Source organism: Sphaerisporangium sp. NBC_01403 (assembly GCF_045040145.1).
Taxonomy (GTDB): Bacteria; Actinomycetota; Actinomycetes; order Streptosporangiales; family Streptosporangiaceae; genus Sphaerisporangium; species Sphaerisporangium viridialbum.
Genome location: NZ_CP109534.1, coordinates 867,412 through 881,320 on the forward strand (window position 1 = coordinate 867,412; position 13,909 = coordinate 881,320).

13 protein-coding genes are annotated in these 13,909 nt (G+C 72.6%); 8 read left to right on the forward strand and 5 right to left on the reverse strand.

Annotation, left to right across the window (positions count from 1 at the left end):
• Positions 1 to 2 precede the first annotated feature (2 nt).
• Genes OG589_RS03690 through OG589_RS03700 form a run of 3 tightly spaced genes read left to right on the forward strand, consistent with a single transcriptional unit; the run spans position 3 to position 6,596 of the window.
• Complete coding sequence (locus OG589_RS03690; RefSeq protein WP_405146155.1) at positions 3 to 4,190, forward strand: glycoside hydrolase family 38 C-terminal domain-containing protein; 4,188 nt, start codon at positions 3 to 5, stop codon at positions 4,188 to 4,190.
• On the forward strand, positions 4,187 to 4,984 hold the full coding sequence (locus OG589_RS03695) for a peptidyl-prolyl cis-trans isomerase (protein ID WP_405146157.1): 798 nt from the start codon (positions 4,187 to 4,189) through the stop codon (positions 4,982 to 4,984). The genes OG589_RS03690 and OG589_RS03695 overlap by 4 nt, the downstream gene beginning before the upstream one ends.
• A gap of 55 nt (positions 4,985 to 5,039) precedes the next feature.
• Entirely contained in the window at positions 5,040 to 6,596 is a 1,557-nt protein-coding gene (locus OG589_RS03700) for a gamma-glutamyltransferase family protein (RefSeq protein WP_405146159.1), read from the forward strand.
• A 117-nt stretch (positions 6,597 to 6,713) separates the two neighbouring features.
• Here the strand turns inward: OG589_RS03700 and OG589_RS03705 are convergent, their stop codons facing one another.
• Positions 6,714 to 7,193, reverse strand: a complete 480-nt coding sequence (locus OG589_RS03705) for a hypothetical protein (protein ID WP_405146160.1) — start codon at positions 7,191 to 7,193, stop codon at positions 6,714 to 6,716.
• A 317-nt stretch (positions 7,194 to 7,510) separates the two neighbouring features.
• Between OG589_RS03705 and OG589_RS03710 the strand changes: the two genes are divergently transcribed.
• From OG589_RS03710 to OG589_RS03720, 3 genes are all read left to right on the forward strand, one after another.
• A complete protein-coding gene (locus OG589_RS03710) occupies positions 7,511 to 7,642 on the forward strand; it encodes a hypothetical protein (RefSeq protein WP_405146162.1) in 132 nt (43 codons plus the stop codon).
• A gap of 206 nt (positions 7,643 to 7,848) precedes the next feature.
• Positions 7,849 to 8,913 (forward strand): PASTA domain-containing protein, encoded by a 1,065-nt coding sequence (locus OG589_RS03715; RefSeq protein WP_405146163.1) that lies wholly within the window; start codon positions 7,849 to 7,851, stop codon positions 8,911 to 8,913.
• On the forward strand, positions 8,910 to 9,512 hold the full coding sequence (locus tag OG589_RS03720; protein ID WP_405146165.1) for a hypothetical protein: 603 nt from the start codon (positions 8,910 to 8,912) through the stop codon (positions 9,510 to 9,512). The genes OG589_RS03715 and OG589_RS03720 overlap by 4 nt, the downstream gene beginning before the upstream one ends.
• A 108-nt stretch (positions 9,513 to 9,620) precedes the next feature.
• Here the strand turns inward: OG589_RS03720 and OG589_RS03725 are convergent, their stop codons facing one another.
• From OG589_RS03725 to OG589_RS03735, 3 genes are read right to left on the reverse strand one after another with little or no spacing between them, the layout of a single operon-like run.
• Positions 9,621 to 10,469 carry a haloalkane dehalogenase gene (locus tag OG589_RS03725; RefSeq protein ID WP_405146166.1) on the reverse strand — a complete coding sequence of 283 codons (849 nt, stop codon included), beginning with the start codon at positions 10,467 to 10,469 and terminating at the stop codon, positions 9,621 to 9,623.
• A 14-nt stretch (positions 10,470 to 10,483) separates the two neighbouring features.
• Positions 10,484 to 10,855, reverse strand: coding sequence for a pyridoxamine 5'-phosphate oxidase family protein (locus OG589_RS03730; RefSeq protein WP_405146168.1), 372 nt, complete (start codon positions 10,853 to 10,855; stop codon positions 10,484 to 10,486).
• Positions 10,852 to 11,673 carry an SDR family oxidoreductase gene (locus OG589_RS03735; RefSeq protein ID WP_405146170.1) on the reverse strand — a complete coding sequence of 274 codons (822 nt, stop codon included), beginning with the start codon at positions 11,671 to 11,673 and terminating at the stop codon, positions 10,852 to 10,854. Before OG589_RS03735 ends, OG589_RS03730 begins: the two co-directional genes overlap by 4 nt.
• 99 nt (positions 11,674 to 11,772) lie before the next feature.
• On the opposite strand from OG589_RS03735, the gene OG589_RS03740 reads away from it, so the two are divergent.
• The gene (locus tag OG589_RS03740; protein WP_405146171.1) at positions 11,773 to 12,333 is read left to right on the forward strand and encodes a TetR/AcrR family transcriptional regulator; all 561 of its coding nucleotides are present in this window, start codon (positions 11,773 to 11,775) and stop codon (positions 12,331 to 12,333) included.
• A 165-nt stretch (positions 12,334 to 12,498) separates the two neighbouring features.
• Complete coding sequence (locus tag OG589_RS03745) at positions 12,499 to 13,026, forward strand: MFS transporter (RefSeq protein ID WP_405146173.1); 528 nt, start codon at positions 12,499 to 12,501, stop codon at positions 13,024 to 13,026.
• A 130-nt stretch (positions 13,027 to 13,156) separates the two neighbouring features.
• Here the strand turns inward: OG589_RS03745 and OG589_RS03750 are convergent, their stop codons facing one another.
• Complete coding sequence (locus tag OG589_RS03750; protein ID WP_405146175.1) at positions 13,157 to 13,804, reverse strand: sulfotransferase family protein; 648 nt, start codon at positions 13,802 to 13,804, stop codon at positions 13,157 to 13,159.
• Positions 13,805 to 13,909: the final 105 nt, after the last annotated feature.

The following is a 13,909-nucleotide window of genomic DNA, read 5'->3' on the forward strand; positions in this document are numbered from 1 at the left end:
CCTTGCGTATCACCAGCGTCGAATCCACAGAGCTCTTCGTCGAAGCCGGGCAGGTCGTCCGGGTGCACCTCGACGGCCCTCCGGGCGAGATCGAGGTCCGGGTCACCGGCTCCGGCGTCGGCGGCGCGAGCCGTACGGCACGGCGCCCGGTGGAGGTGGGCGTCTCGGCGGACGCCGCGCCCGGCACGCGCGTCCCCATCGAGGTGAGGTGCGGGGACGCCGTGGCGACGGCCGAACTGGTGGTGGCGGAGCCCGGCTGGACGGTCTGGATGGTGCCCCACTTCCACTACGACCCGGTGTGGTGGAACACCCAGTCCGCCTACACCACCACCTGGGACGACGCGGGCGAGGTCGCCCAGCGGTACCGGGGCGAGCGGCAGAACGCCGGGTTCGACCTGATGCGTGAGCACCTTGCGACCGCGCGCCGCGACCCCGACTACAAGTTCGTGCTCGCCGAGGTCGACTACCTCAAGCCCTACTGGGACGCCCACCCCGAGCACCGCGACCTGCTGCGGCGGCTGCTCGCGGAGGACAGGGTCGAGCTGATGGGCGGCACGTACAACGAGCCCAACACCAACCTCACCTCGGCCGAGTCGACGATACGCAACATCGTCTACGGGGTCGGCTTCCAGCGCGACGTGATGGGCGGCGACCCGGCGACCGCCTGGCAGCTCGACGTGTTCGGCCACGACCCGCAGTTCCCCGGGCTGATCGCCGAGGCCGGCCTGACCTCCAGCTCCTGGGCGCGGGGCCCCCACCACCAGTGGGGGCCGATGCTCACCGACCGCGACCGCGAACGCGACGGCTGGGGCGACCCGTCGACCATGCAGTTCCCCGCCGAGTTCGAGTGGCTGTCGCCGTCGGGCAAGGGCGTCCTCACGCACTACATGCCCGCGCACTACAGCGCCGGATGGTGGATGGACTCCCGCGCCGACCTCGCGAGCGCGGAGGAGGCCGTGTACGAGCTGTTCATCCAGCTCAAGAAGGTCGCGGCCACGCGCAACCTGCTGCTGCCCGTCGGCACCGACTACACGCCGCCCAACAAGTGGGTCACCGAGATCCACCGCGACTGGAACGCCCGCTACGTCTCGCCCAAGTTCGTGTGCGCGCTGCCGAAGGAGTTCTTCGCGGCCGTGCGCTCCTCGCTCGCGGCGCCGTCCCCGCAGACCCGCGACATGAACCCCGTCTACACCGGCAAGGACGTCTCCTTCGTCGACACCAAGCAGGCCCAGCGGTCGGCCGAGTCGCTGGTCGGCGACGCCGAGAAGTTCGCCACGCTCGCCGCGGTGACCACCGGCGCCCGCTACCCGCACGCGGCGCTCGACAAGGCCTGGCGGCAGCTCGTGTTCGGCGCGCACCACGACGCCATCACCGGCTCGGAGTCCGACCAGGTCTACCTCGACCTGCTCACCGGCTGGCGCGAGGCCCACGACCTCGGCGAGCAGGTGCTCAAGGCGTCGCTCGGCGAGCTGACCGCCCACGTCGACACGCGGGGCGAGGGCATCGCCGTGGTGGTGTGGAACCCCTCCTCGTGGGAGCGCACCGACCTGGTGCGTGTACGGCTCGCGCTGCCCCGGCCGGGCGCGAACGGCGTGCGGGTGACCGATCCCGCCGCCGGCGAGCTTCCCGTGCTGCTGGAGAACCCCGAGTACGACGAGGACGGCGGCCTGTCCGCCGTCGACGTCGTGGTGCTGGCCCCCGCCGTGCCGGCACTGGGCTGCAGGACGCTGCGGGCCGAGCCGGTCGCCGAGGCGGCGCCGCTCGGCTGGACCTCCCGTGAGGGCACCGCCATCGCCACGGCCACCCACCTCGTCGAGGTCGACCCCGCGCGCGGCGGCTGCGTGTCCCGGTTCCGCGACGTCGCCCGCGACCGCGAGCTGCTCCAGCCCGGCAGGGTCGGCAACGAGCTGGTGGTCTACGACGAGTACTCCGAGCACCCCGAGTACCACGAGGGCCCCTGGCACCTGGTGCCGAAGGGGACCGCCACCGGCTCGGCCGCGCGGCCCGCCACCTCGGTCACCACCGAGACGTGCGCCCTCGCCGAGCGGGTCACGGTCACCGGCCGGGTCGGCCCCGTCGCCTACACCCAGCGGATCACCCTGTGGCACGGCCTCGACCGGGTCGACTGCGTCACCCACATCGACGAGTTCGACGGCGCGGACCAGCTCGTACGGCTGCGCTGGCCCGCCCGCGTCCCGGGCGCGCTGCCGGTCAGCGAGGTCGGCGACGCCGTCGTCGGCCGGGGCTTCGGCCTCATCGACGTGGACTCAGGCGAGCACCCCTGGACGCTCGACAACCCGGCGGGCAACTGGTTCGCCCTGTCCTCCACCGCGAGGGTCGCGCTGCGCGCCGAGGACGGCACACCGGTCGGCGCGCGGGCCATCGGCATCGCCGAGATCATCGGGGGCGAGCCGCGTGACCTGGCCGTCGCCCTGGTGCGCAAGGGCGTGACCGCCACCTGCTCCAGCGCCCCCGGTCCCCGGTACGGCGACCTCGCCGTGGACTCCAACCTGCCGGACGTGCGGGTCGCGCTCGGCACCCCGGAGGAGAACCCGTTCGTGGCCGAGGTCCTGCGGGCGGCCGAGCCGGAGTACGCCGAGCTGCTGCGCGAGCGCCTGGCGTCCGGCGGACGGGCCCGGGTCTGGGTGCCGGCCGCGGAGCCGCTGGAGAAGGTGTGGGTGCCGAGCGCCGACCTCACCGGGCCCCGCGCGCTCCCCGTCCTCATCGTGGCGGGAGAGGGGGCCACCGAGGAGCTGGTCGCCGACCTCGACGACGCGGTCATCGAGGTGACCCAGCCGGCCGAACTCGCCGCGCTCACCGAGCCCGCGCTGGACGACTACACGATCGGCGTGGTCAACCGGGGCGTCCCGGGGTTCGCCGTGGACGCGGGCGGCGCCCTCCACCTGTCGCTGCTGCGCTCCTGCACCGGCTGGCCGTCCGGCGTGTGGATCGACGCGCCCCGCCGCACCGCGCCCGACGGGTCCAACTTCCAGCTTCAGCACTGGACTCACTCCTTCGAGTACTCGCTGATCACCGGGCCCGGCGACTGGCGTGCGGCCGGGTTGGTCGGCCACGGGCACGACGTCAACCACCCGCTGGCCGCCGTGGCCGCGCCCGCGCACGAGGGCGAGCTGGCCGCCACCACCTCGTTCCTGGCCGTGGAGCCCGAGGGCAAGGTCGTGCTCGCCGCGCTGAAGGCCACGGGCAACCCGCTCGCCTCGGGCCGGGAGGCGGGGGAGGTCGAGGGCGTCACCCTGCGGCTGTACGAGGCGGCGGGCGAGCGGGTCACCGCCCGGATCCGCACCGGCCTGCCGATCACCGGGGCCCACCGCGCCGACCTGCTCGAACGGCCGCTGTTCCCGCTTCCCGGCGACGGGCTCGAACTGTCCGGCATGGAGATCGCCACCGTCACCGCGACGCTGACGGGCAGGCCCGCTCAGCGGGGCCAGGGGGTGGCGCTCGGGCCGGAGGGCGAGCCGTACCAGCCGGTCTACACGCGCTACTGGCTGGACAACACCGGGCCCGCCCCGGCGGGCAACCTGCCGGTGGCGGTCCACCTGTCCGAGACCGACCTCACCGTGGGCCCCGGGCCCGTCGAGCTGGAGGTGTCCGTCGCCTCCGGGCTCACCGAGGGCGAGGTGTCCGGCGTCGTCACCGTCCAGGCTCCCGAGGGGTGGACGTGCGAGCCGGCCGAGCGGCCGTACGCGCTGGCGCCCGGCGGGCACGCCTCGTTCCCCGTCCGGGTCGTCCCCGTGGACGGCGCCGAGCCCGGCGTGTACTGGCTGCGCGCCGGCACCTCCCACGGGGGTCAGGCGTATGAGGACGTGACCCGGCTGCGCGTGGGCGCCGGGCACGACGCGGGCCTCGGCGTCACGGTGGAGACGCCCGCGGTGCGGCTGACGCCGGGCGGCTCCGAGGCCGCGTCCGGGGCGGTGGAGGTGCTGCTGCGGTCCCCGGCGCTCACGGACGTCTCCGTGCGGGCGCAGCTGATCAGCCCCTGGCACACCTTCGAGCTGATCCCCGAATGGAACACCGGGGTCGTCGTGCCCGCCCGGGGGGAGGCCAGGCTCCGCTTCGAGGTGCAGGCGCCGCCCGGCACCCGGCCGGGCCGCTGGTGGGCGGTGGTCAAGCTGGCCTGCGCCGGGTGGCTGCACTACACCGAGGCCGTCGAGATCGAGGTGCTCGCATGAGCGTGGCCCCGCAGGTCGCGCCGGACGCGCCGGACGCGTCGGTCGCGCAGGTCGCCGCCGAGGTGGGCGATCGGGTCGTCGCGGTCTCCGACGTCGACGCGCGGGAGGCGGAGCTGCGCGCGGGGCCGCTCGCGGCGCGGCTGCCGCATCCCCGCGCCGCCGAGGGCAGGAACCTCCGCCGCTGGCTGGTCCAGGTGCTGGTCACCGAGGCGCTGGTGGAGGAGGAGGCCGCCGCGCTCGGCCTCGTCGCTGCGGGCGACCGGCCACGGTCCGGCCCGCTGACCCTGCCCGCCGCGCTGCGCACGGGAGGCGTCCTCGCCGCCGTGACGGTGTCGATGCCGCTGGCGCGGGAACTGCGCGCCGTGGTGACGGCCGGGGTGCGCGTGCCGGAGGAGGAGGTCCGCGCGTACTACGACCGCAACCTCGACCGGTTCACCTGCCCGGAGGCCCGCGACGTGAGCCGGGCCGGGGGAGCGTCCCTCGGCCGCGTGCGGCGCGGCGAGCTGGCAGGACCGCTGGAGGCGGCCGTCTTCTCCGCGGCGGAGGGCGAGGTCGTCGGGCCCGTCGAGGGGCCGGGCGGGCCGTGGACCGTGCGCGTGGACGCCGTCGAGCCCGGGGGCGTGCGGGCGTACGAGGCGGTCAGGGAGGACATCGCGTCCGAGCTGTCCTCGGTCGCGGCCGAGCGGGCCTTCGCCGGCTGGATGGAGCACCGGTATGCGGAGAAGGTGCGGCTGCGGCCGGGCTTCGAGCACCCGGCCGACCCCCGCCACGCCGACGCCACCCACCGGCACTGACGCGCGCTTCCCCCGCCCGCGGCACGCGCGGGCGGGGGCGTCGTAAGGTTTCGCCATGGAGCACACGAGGTTTGCCAGGTTCGGCATGGTTTGCACGGTCGATCACCTGGCCTCCACGGCCGGGTTGTCCATGCTCGACCAGGGAGGCTCGGCGGCCGACGCGGCGATCGCCGCCAACGCCGTACTGGCGGTGACCGCTCCGCACGCCTGCGGCCTGGGGGGAGATCTGTTCGCCCTGGTTCACGAGGGCGGCGGGGCGCCTCAGGCTCTGAACGCCTCCGGACGCTCCGGCTCCGGCGCGGACCCCGGCCGGCTGCGCGCCGAGGGGCACGACCGCATGCCGTTCCAGCGGGACATCCGGTCGGTGCCGGTGCCCGGCTGCGCCGACGGCTGGATGGCCCTGCACGCCAGGTACGGGCGGCTGCCGCTCGCGGAGCTGTTCGCGCCCGCCATCCGTTACGCGGACGAGGGGTTCCCGGCCTCCCCACTGCTGGCTCCGGCCGCCGCGGTGCTGCCCGGGGTGGACGCCGCGCTCGCCCCCGGCGACCTCATCCGCCGTCCCGGCGTCGCCCGCACCCTAGAGACGCTGGCCGCCGATGGGCGTGACGGCTTCTACCTCGGCGAGTTCGGCAAGGGCCTGCTCGCGCTCGGCCGCGACGGCGCGGCGGGAGGTTCGGGCGAGGGCGAGTACACCGAGGCCGACCTGGAGCGCGTGAACGCCGACTGGGTGGAGCCGCTCCGGGCCCGCGCCTTCGGCCACGACGTCTGGACCATCCCGCCGAACTCCCAGGGCTACCTGCTGCTGCTGGCACTGGCGATCGCCGACCGGCTCGACCTGCCCCGCGACCCGTCCGACCCGCTCTGGGCCCACCTGCTGGCCGAGGCCGCGAGGGCCGCCGGGCACGACCGCCCTGACGTCCTGTTCGAGGGCGCCTCGGTGGACGGCGTGCTCGCCTCCGCCGCCGAGCGGCGGGCGACGATCGACCCGTCGCGCAGGGCCAGGCTCCGCGACCTGACCTCCTCCGGCGACACGACCTACCTGTGCGCCGTCGACTCCGAGGGGATGGGCGTGTCGCTCATCCAGTCGAACGCCGCGGGGTTCGGCAGCATGCTGTTCGAACCGGCCACGGGGATCAACCTCCACAACCGGGGCATCGGCTTCTCGCTCGTCCCCGGCCACCCCGCCGAGTACGGGCCGGGCCGCCGCCCGCCGCACACCCTCGCCCCCGCCCTGGTGACCCGGCCGGACGGATCGCTGCGCGCCGTCCTCGGGACGATGGGCGGGGACTCCCAGCCGCAGATCCTGCTGCAGGTGGTGGCCCGCCTGCTGGCCTCGGGGGAGTCGCCGGGCCAGGCGATCGGCGCGCCCCGGTGGCGGGTCGGCCCCGGCCTCACCGGCTTCGACGCCTGGAGCGAGCCCGACGAGGCCTCCCTGGACGTCGAGCAGGGCGCGGGGTGGACCGAGGGGCTCCAGGAGCGCGGCCACCCCGTCCGGGGGCTTCCGTACGGCGGGGCCTTCGGATACGCGCACCTGATCGACGTACGGCCGGACGGGGTGCTGGCCGGCGCGGCCGACCCCCGCGCCCTCATCTCCAGCGCCGCCGGCCGCTGACCCGGCGGGCCGTTCGGCGTGCGCAGCCTGGCACTGCTGTTCACCGATCCGGCGACCCGATGCCGGGCCCTCTTGGTGGCCCGGAACTCCGGGTCGGCCGGCGGCGGCCCGTTCTCATCAGGGGCACGACTGGCTGTCGATGAAGATCTTGTCGATGTCCGTGATCTTGATCCACAGGCTGTCCTTGCCGCTGCGGTTGATGGTTTGCTGGCTGCCTCCCCACCAGTGGTACTTCGTCACGCAGCCGGCGAAGAAACGGACGGAGTCGGTGTCGTAGTAGTAGTAATAGTTGGCGGTTTCGTTGTGCGCCGGGAGCTCGAAGTCGGCCTCGTAGGTGTCGGACCGCCCCGGATTCTTAACGCATTTCAGTGTCTGGCCGACCGCTTGGGTCTGCCCGAGCGTGCCCCAGCACCATTGGTTCGCCACGCGGATCGAGCTGTTGGAGTTGTTGACGACCTCTCCGCCGCACCTCGGGGTGTTGCAGGTGCCGGCCTGCGCCGGGCCTGCGGTGACCCCGGTCAGGACCAGGGTGGAGCCGGCCAGAAGCACCGACGCCCCGAGGGTACGGAAGATCTTGCGCTGTGATCCCGTTTTCATGGTCACCTTCACTTCAGTGTGCGTGCCACGCCGTCAGCGCGGAGACGGTGCCGGACCGTGTGGAAGCCGGCACCTTCCCGTTGACGCCGTCAGTCGGCCGCCTGTCGGGCCTCCTGGGCACCACACTTTGGCCAGAGGCGGACCGGCGGGCAAGCCCTTGGGACGGACATGGGACAGCGGGATGATCTCACCGGTTTGACATGCGTGTTCGCCCCCGTCTGGGATGGGCGTCAGCGTCCTTTGGTGCTGCCTCGGATGGTGAGGCGAGGTTCCAGGAGGGCGGCGCCGGGGACCTGGTCGAACGGCGAGTTCGGCAAGTGGCTCATTCCGAACCGATCCGCTGCGGAGGGGCCTTCGGGTACGCGCACCTGATCGACGTACGGCCGGACGGGATGCTGGCCGGCGCGGCCGACCCCCGCGCCCTCATCTCCAGCGCCGCCGGCCGCTGACCCGGTGAGGCTCCTCGGCCCGGGAACGATGGCGGTTCCCGGCCATAGGCGGTCCTGGCGCTGATCACTCTTGGTAGGGCTGGGAAATTGCCCGTAGACCGCGCTCCCGTGCTGGATGAGTATGGGGTTACTCATGCCGGGAGCGTGCGGGTTTCCTACAGTGCGACTCACCAGGGGTGCCGAACGGACTGTCTGAGGAGTCGACGATGTTCCGCCACTTCTCGATGCTCGCCGTGTCTTCGACGCTGTTCCTGAGCCCGGTGCCCTCGGTCCCCGTGCCTGACGGGATCAACCAGTGCGTGGCGCCCGACGACTTACCGGGTCAGACTCTCGAACAGGCGAGACTGATGCTCACGGACCTGCCCAGGAACAAGATCACAATCCAGTTCGATCCCGAGGACTACCCGGCGGAGCCGCCGTCCTACGTCGTCGGCTACCGGCTCAGCGACTGCACCACCGACTACCCCTACCAGAAGTACACGATCACGCTTGAGCTCGGAACGAAGGTCCCGGATCTCAAGAGGCTTCCCCGTGGCGACGCCGAGACCGCCCTCGCCAGCGCCAGATTCGGCGCGGACCCCCGGCCGGCGGACGCGGGCGCCGACTGGACGGTCACGGACCAGAACCCACCCCCCGGCACCCTCGTGCGCTACGACTCTCCCGTCCGCTTCAACCTGGTCTCACCGTCCAGCCCTACTCCCAAGGTCAGCACCCCGCGGCCATCTCTGGTGAAGGTGCCGAAGCTGAAAGGCCTCGACACGACAAAGGCCGAACAGCGGCTCAGCAAGGCGGGCCTGCGTATACGCCTGGATCCCGGCTCGCCGCGAACAGGGAAGATCAGCCGGCAGAATCCCGCGGCCGGCACCGAGGTCGCGAAGCGCACCACGGTGACGGTATGGCTGACGAGAGCGCCGAAATCCGACGGACTAGGCGACGACACCGACCCCCTGGACGGCCCGGCCACCGAAGCCGGAGCCGGTTCGGAGCTGGTTCCGGTGGCCCTTGTCGTGGCGGTGCTCGCGGCGCTGTCGCTCGGCCTCGTGTTCCTCGTCCGCCCCCGAGGGCGCAAGGCCCCTCAGCGCCGCAAGGCCCCTCAGCGCCGCAAGGCCCCTTCGCCCGGGGATTCGATCCACTGTGTCGCCTACCCGGACCCCGCGCCGAACCTGGAGATCCATCCGGCTCGGTCCACCGCGTCCGCGGGCTTGCCGGACATATGGGTTGAGCCGTACGCGGACCCCGGCCGGCAGGAACTGAGAGAGGTCGTACCGTGACAGTCCTCATCGAGACCAAGCCGAGCACGGCCGACCTCCTGCTTTTCGCGAATCCTCAGAACGCGGCGGCGGCCCTGTCCCAGGCGCTCGACGCGCGGCGCATGCTCGAAGCCGTCGGAGACGAAGCCCGGAGAGCGGACACGGTCTTCCGGAACGCGCTCAACGGCAAGGTCGCTGAGGCCGGCGGCGAGTTGCTGAGGGGGCTGGACCTGGGCGCGGTCCTGCTCGGCGGCTGGCAGAGATACCGCGATCTGCGGATCGCCGCCCGCAAGACGGTCGAACAACCGTCGAGCACCGAGCTGGTCCGCCTGGCCGAACACAGGATCACCTCCAGCCACGCCCCCTACGTCGACGTGTACGTGGACGGCCGGCGGGTCACCCGGGTCGACTTCGGCATCGACCTGGCCTTCGACATCACGCTCATGCAGGCGAGCGTCCGCGACGGCCGTCTCATGAGCCTCGGCGCGGGTGACTGCACGGCGAGCATCACCTGGAGCGTGCGCGGCTTTCCGGTGGCGCGGAACAAGGCGTCACTCTCCCTTCCGCTCAACGTCAAGCTCGGCAAGGGGATCCTCCTGTACGCCGAGAAGCGATCATGAGGTCAGGACTCGCTGTCGAGGTGGTCCATGGCCGGGGCGCCGACCAGGGGCACGATGTCCTCACCCTGGGCGGCGACCCGGGCGCGCCCACGCCCGCGTGAGGTCGACTCAGAGCTTGGCCGCCCAGCGCTCGACGGCCGCCGCGATCGCCTGGGGCTGGTCCTCCGGAGTGTGGTGGCCGGCGACGCCGTCGTGCCGCGTGATTTCCAGACCGGCCATGTGCTCGGCGCACCAGGCGATCATGTCGGGGGTCATCATTGTGCCGGGGCCTGGCCGGAAGGTGATCAGCAGCTTGGGTACCTCGACGCTGCCGGCCAGCCACCGGTCGTACGCCGCGACCCTGGCCACGACGTCGGCGGGTTCGCCGCCGAGCGGCATGGAGCGTGCCCACCTCAGCAGCGGCAGGCGGCTCTCCCTGGTGGGGTACGGCCGGGTGTAGACCGCCAGGTCCTCCTCGGCGATCGGCGTGGCGACGGTGCCTGGCAGGCCCTGCAGGAAGGCGTCGTCGTCGAGGATCATGGTCTCCCCGGCGCCTGGAGTCTTGATCGCCCGGAACAGTTCGCGACCGCCTTCGGGGAACTCCTCCCAGGACATCGGCTTGACGATGGTCTCGGTGAAGGCGATCCCGCGCACCCGGTCCGGGTGTCGCGTGGCCCAGTCGAAGGCGAGCGCACCGCCCCAGTCATGGCCGACGAGGGTCACCTCGTCCAGGTCCAGGGCATCGAACCAGGCATCCAGGTAGCGCGCATGATCGGCGAAGGTGTAGTCGATGGCGGGTTTGCCCGACTGCCCCATGCCGATCAGGTCCGGGGCCAGGCGGCGGCCCGAGCCGATCGCGGGCAGGATGTGCCGCCACAGATGGGAGGAGGTCGGGTTGCCGTGCAGGAAGACCATCGGCGATCCGGTGCCGAGGTCGCGGTAGAACATCGTGGAGTCGAGGATCTGCTGGACAGGCATGGCATAGCTCCGTTTCAGAGGTTGAGGGTGGTCACGCGGTCCACCGCGATCTCGATCACGACCCGGCCGGGCGGATCGGGCGGTGGCGTGCCGTACCGCGCGGTGTAACGGCGGACGGCTTCGGCGACGCGGTGGGGGTCGTCGGAGAGGGTGGCGGTGCCTTCGAGCGTTGCCCAGCGGAAGCCGTCCACCTGGCAGAGCGCGGCACGGTTGCCCGGGCGGGCGACCAGGTTGCGTGCCTTGCGCGAGGCGGCGACGGTCAGGACGCGGGCCAGGGCCGCCCGGCCGTCCCAGGTGAAGCGGACGGCCACGACGTGCGGCGAGCCATCCGGCCGCAGAGTGGTCAGGGAGGCCACGCGCGGCTCGGACAGGAAGGCCGTGCTCACCGGAAGGCTGCGATGTTGCGTGCGGCCCACTCGCCGAAGGCGTGCGGGGCGCGGCCCAGGACTCGCTCCACGTCGGAGCTGACGCGCCGCTCCTCGGCGGTGGGCTCGCCCAGGATGGCCAGGGTTCCCTCGACCACGGGCAGCGGCATGAACTGTGCCATCTGCGCGTGGGCCTCCTGCCGGGTTTGCTCGACGAAGCGGACGGGCTCCCCGAGCGCCTCGGCGATCGCCGCCGCGCGCGCACGTGGGGTGGTCGCCGCAGGTCCGGTCAGGGTGTAGGTGGCGCCCTGGTGCCCGTCCTCGCGCAGGACGGCGGCGCCGACGGCGGCGACGTCGTCGGGGTCGACGAAGGGCAGGCCGACGTCGCCGAAGGGGGCGGCGGCGGTGCGGTGGAGGCGGATGGGCTCGGCCCAGGCATAGGTGTTGGTGGCCAGGCCGCCGGAGCGCAGGACGGTCCACTCCAGGCCCGACTCGCGCACGGCCGCCTCGAACTGGCCGGCGTGCCGGTAGGCCTGCGGCCGGGTCCCGGCGCCCTGGCTGGACAGCAGGACGAGCCTTCGGACGCCCGCCACCTTGGCCGCTCCCGCGATCCCCTGCGGATCCTCCCCGGCGACCAGGAGGAACACCGCCTCCGCCCCCTCCAGGGCCGGGCGCAGGCTCTCGGCGTCGCCCAGGTCGGCGGCGACCACGCGCACACCCGCCGGGACGTCGGCCTCGGTGATGCTGCGGGCGACGGCGGTCACCCGCTCGCCCGCCCCGGCGAGCAGCCGCACCAGGGTCCGGCCGACGTTGCCCGTGGCGCCCGTGACGACGAACATGGTGATCTCCTACGAGTTAGTGAGTTGACTGACTGAGAAGAACGGTAGCACGTCTCGCCGCCTATAGTTAGTTGGGTGACTAACTCACAGAATTCGAGGATGAAGACCGCCGGCGCCAAGCGACAGCGCCTGATGGCCGCCGCCGCGCAGGTGGTGCACCAGCAGGGGGTCGAGCGCACCACCATCGCCGACATCGCGCACACAGCCGACGTTCCGGCGGGCAACGTCTACTACTACTTCAAGACCAAGGACGACCTGATCGCGGCCGCGCTCGCCGAGCACTCGCGCCAACTGGCGGTCATCACCGGCGAGCTGGACCGGCGGCCGGACCCGCGTGAGCGCCTCAAGAGCCTCGTGGACGGCTGGGTTGGGCAGCGTGACCTCGCGGCACGCTTCGGCTGCCCCACCGGGACGCTCGCCGCGGAACTGGACAAGCGCGCGGAAGGCGGGCTGGACGCGGAGGCCGGCAACGTCATCCGCCTGCTGCTGGACTGGGTGGAACGCCAGTTCCGGGAGATGGGCCTGCCCGAGCCGGACGGGCTCGCGCTGACGCTGGTGGGGGCGTACCAGGGGATGTCGCTGCTGACCAACGCGCTGCGGGATCCGGAGATCATGGCGCGGGAAGGAGCCCGGCTGATCGGCTGGCTGGACTCCCTCTGAGCGTCTCACGCTCGCGGGCCTGCCGGCGAACAGCGAAGCGCGAGAAGGGAGCCGAACCCGCCCAAGATCCTGAGCCACCCTGGTCGCCCGGCCAGGCCGAGCGCGACCAGCTGTACCGAAGTGCCGGGCTCCTGCCGCCACAGGACGGGACGAAGCAGCGAGTCGGTGACCATTCCGGTGATCGTGCTCCTGCCCACGCTCCTCATCGAGCAGCACGGACGTTCGGCCGCCGCCGCAGGCACCATGACCTCGGTGATCTCGCTGCTCGGCGTGCTCGGCGGCCTGGCCGTGGGAGTTCTGCTCCGCCGAGGCGCGCCGGTCGGCGTCTTGGCGCTGTTCGGACTCCTCGTCGTGCCGGCCGCCTGGCTCACGTATGCCGGCGACGGTTCGCTGGCCGCCGCGCTGGCCGGCGCGGGGGTCATCTCTATGGGGAACGGGTTCCTGGGGGCCCTCGTCTTCGCCGCCCTCCCTCTGGTGCTGGAGCGCCTCGACCACGCCGACGTCGGCAACGGCGTGGTCGCCCAGTCGGGCAGCCTCGGATCGCTGCTCGGCCCCCCGCTGTTCGGTCTGGTGGCCGGCGGGTTCGGCTTCCAGGCCCTCGTGCTGGTCATCGCCGTCGGGATGCTCGCCGCCGTCGGCTCGTTGCTGCTGGTCAGCAGACGAGCAGCCCGGCCCCTGCCGAGCGCCGACTGAATCCCTGCCGTCCGACTCACCGGTCGCGGCCACTCGGGTCAGGAGCCTTGACCGCGGGGGTTTGGACCAGGCTGCGATGGGACGAATGAACGGAAGAACCGTCGCTGACGGTTGGCCCGTGCGGCCGGCCCTATCGTGGGGGTTCGAGGAGGGTGGCGGCGAAGGTCTCCTGCTCGTTGAGGTGGGGGAAGGGCTCGTCGGGGACGGGTACGCCGAGGAAGCCGCACAGCGGTTCCCAGCCCTGGCTCACCGTGTAGTCCAGCAGGCGTCCGGGGGCGACCTTCTCGCGGACCTCCGCGTTGTGGCGCTCGTAGCAGGCGATGACGTGGTCGCGGTCGTCGATGCTTCCCTGGAAGCTGCGGCCGACGACCCCCGCGCGGCCGAAGGCGGTCAGCTGGTCGGCGGCCTCGAACGTCTTGTGCCTCTCCACGGCCTCGGGGAACTTCCCGGCCATGGCCGCGAAGACGGTGCGGTTCACCGATTCGTACCACCTGGCGGCGTCCCGGGTGGTGAGGATCACCTTGGCCTCCGGGGAGGCCTCCACCAGCTCGCGCCAGAACGCCACGCCCGGCCAGTCGGTGGACGCGACGTATCCCTTGAGCGGCCTTCGCCAGGCGTCCGGTGTCCCTTCCGCCGCCGCGGCCCAGTCGTGCAGGTGCCGAGGATGGGCGAACACCTCGGTGAAGTGGTAGCACGGCCCGAACCCGAGCCGGCACAGGGCCGTCTTGAGTGTCATCGTCCCCGTACGGCCGAGGCCGGCCCCGATGATGCGAAGCATGGCATTCCCCCCGATCGCCACGACATCAGACTTCGGTGCGCCTCGGCAAGAGGGCGGCATCGATCATGGCCGGACGTTGACGCAGGTCAAGTGGTACGAAGCGCG

Bases quoted from the DNA above. Each gene is read 5' to 3' on its own strand.
- OG589_RS03695 (WP_405146157.1), top strand. From the start codon at position 4,187: ATGAGCGTGGCCCCGCAGGTCGCGCCGGACGCGCCGGACGCGTCGGTC.
- OG589_RS03700 (WP_405146159.1), top strand. From the start codon at position 5,040: ATGGAGCACACGAGGTTTGCCAGGTTCGGCATGGTTTGCACGGTCGAT.
- OG589_RS03705 (WP_405146160.1), bottom strand. From the start codon at position 7,193: ATGAAAACGGGATCACAGCGCAAGATCTTCCGTACCCTCGGGGCGTCG.
- OG589_RS03715 (WP_405146163.1), top strand. From the start codon at position 7,849: ATGTTCCGCCACTTCTCGATGCTCGCCGTGTCTTCGACGCTGTTCCTG.
- OG589_RS03725 (WP_405146166.1), bottom strand. From the start codon at position 10,469: ATGCCTGTCCAGCAGATCCTCGACTCCACGATGTTCTACCGCGACCTC.
- OG589_RS03735 (WP_405146170.1), bottom strand. From the start codon at position 11,673: ATGTTCGTCGTCACGGGCGCCACGGGCAACGTCGGCCGGACCCTGGTG.
- OG589_RS03740 (WP_405146171.1), top strand. From the start codon at position 11,773: ATGAAGACCGCCGGCGCCAAGCGACAGCGCCTGATGGCCGCCGCCGCG.
- OG589_RS03750 (WP_405146175.1), bottom strand. From the start codon at position 13,804: ATGCTTCGCATCATCGGGGCCGGCCTCGGCCGTACGGGGACGATGACA.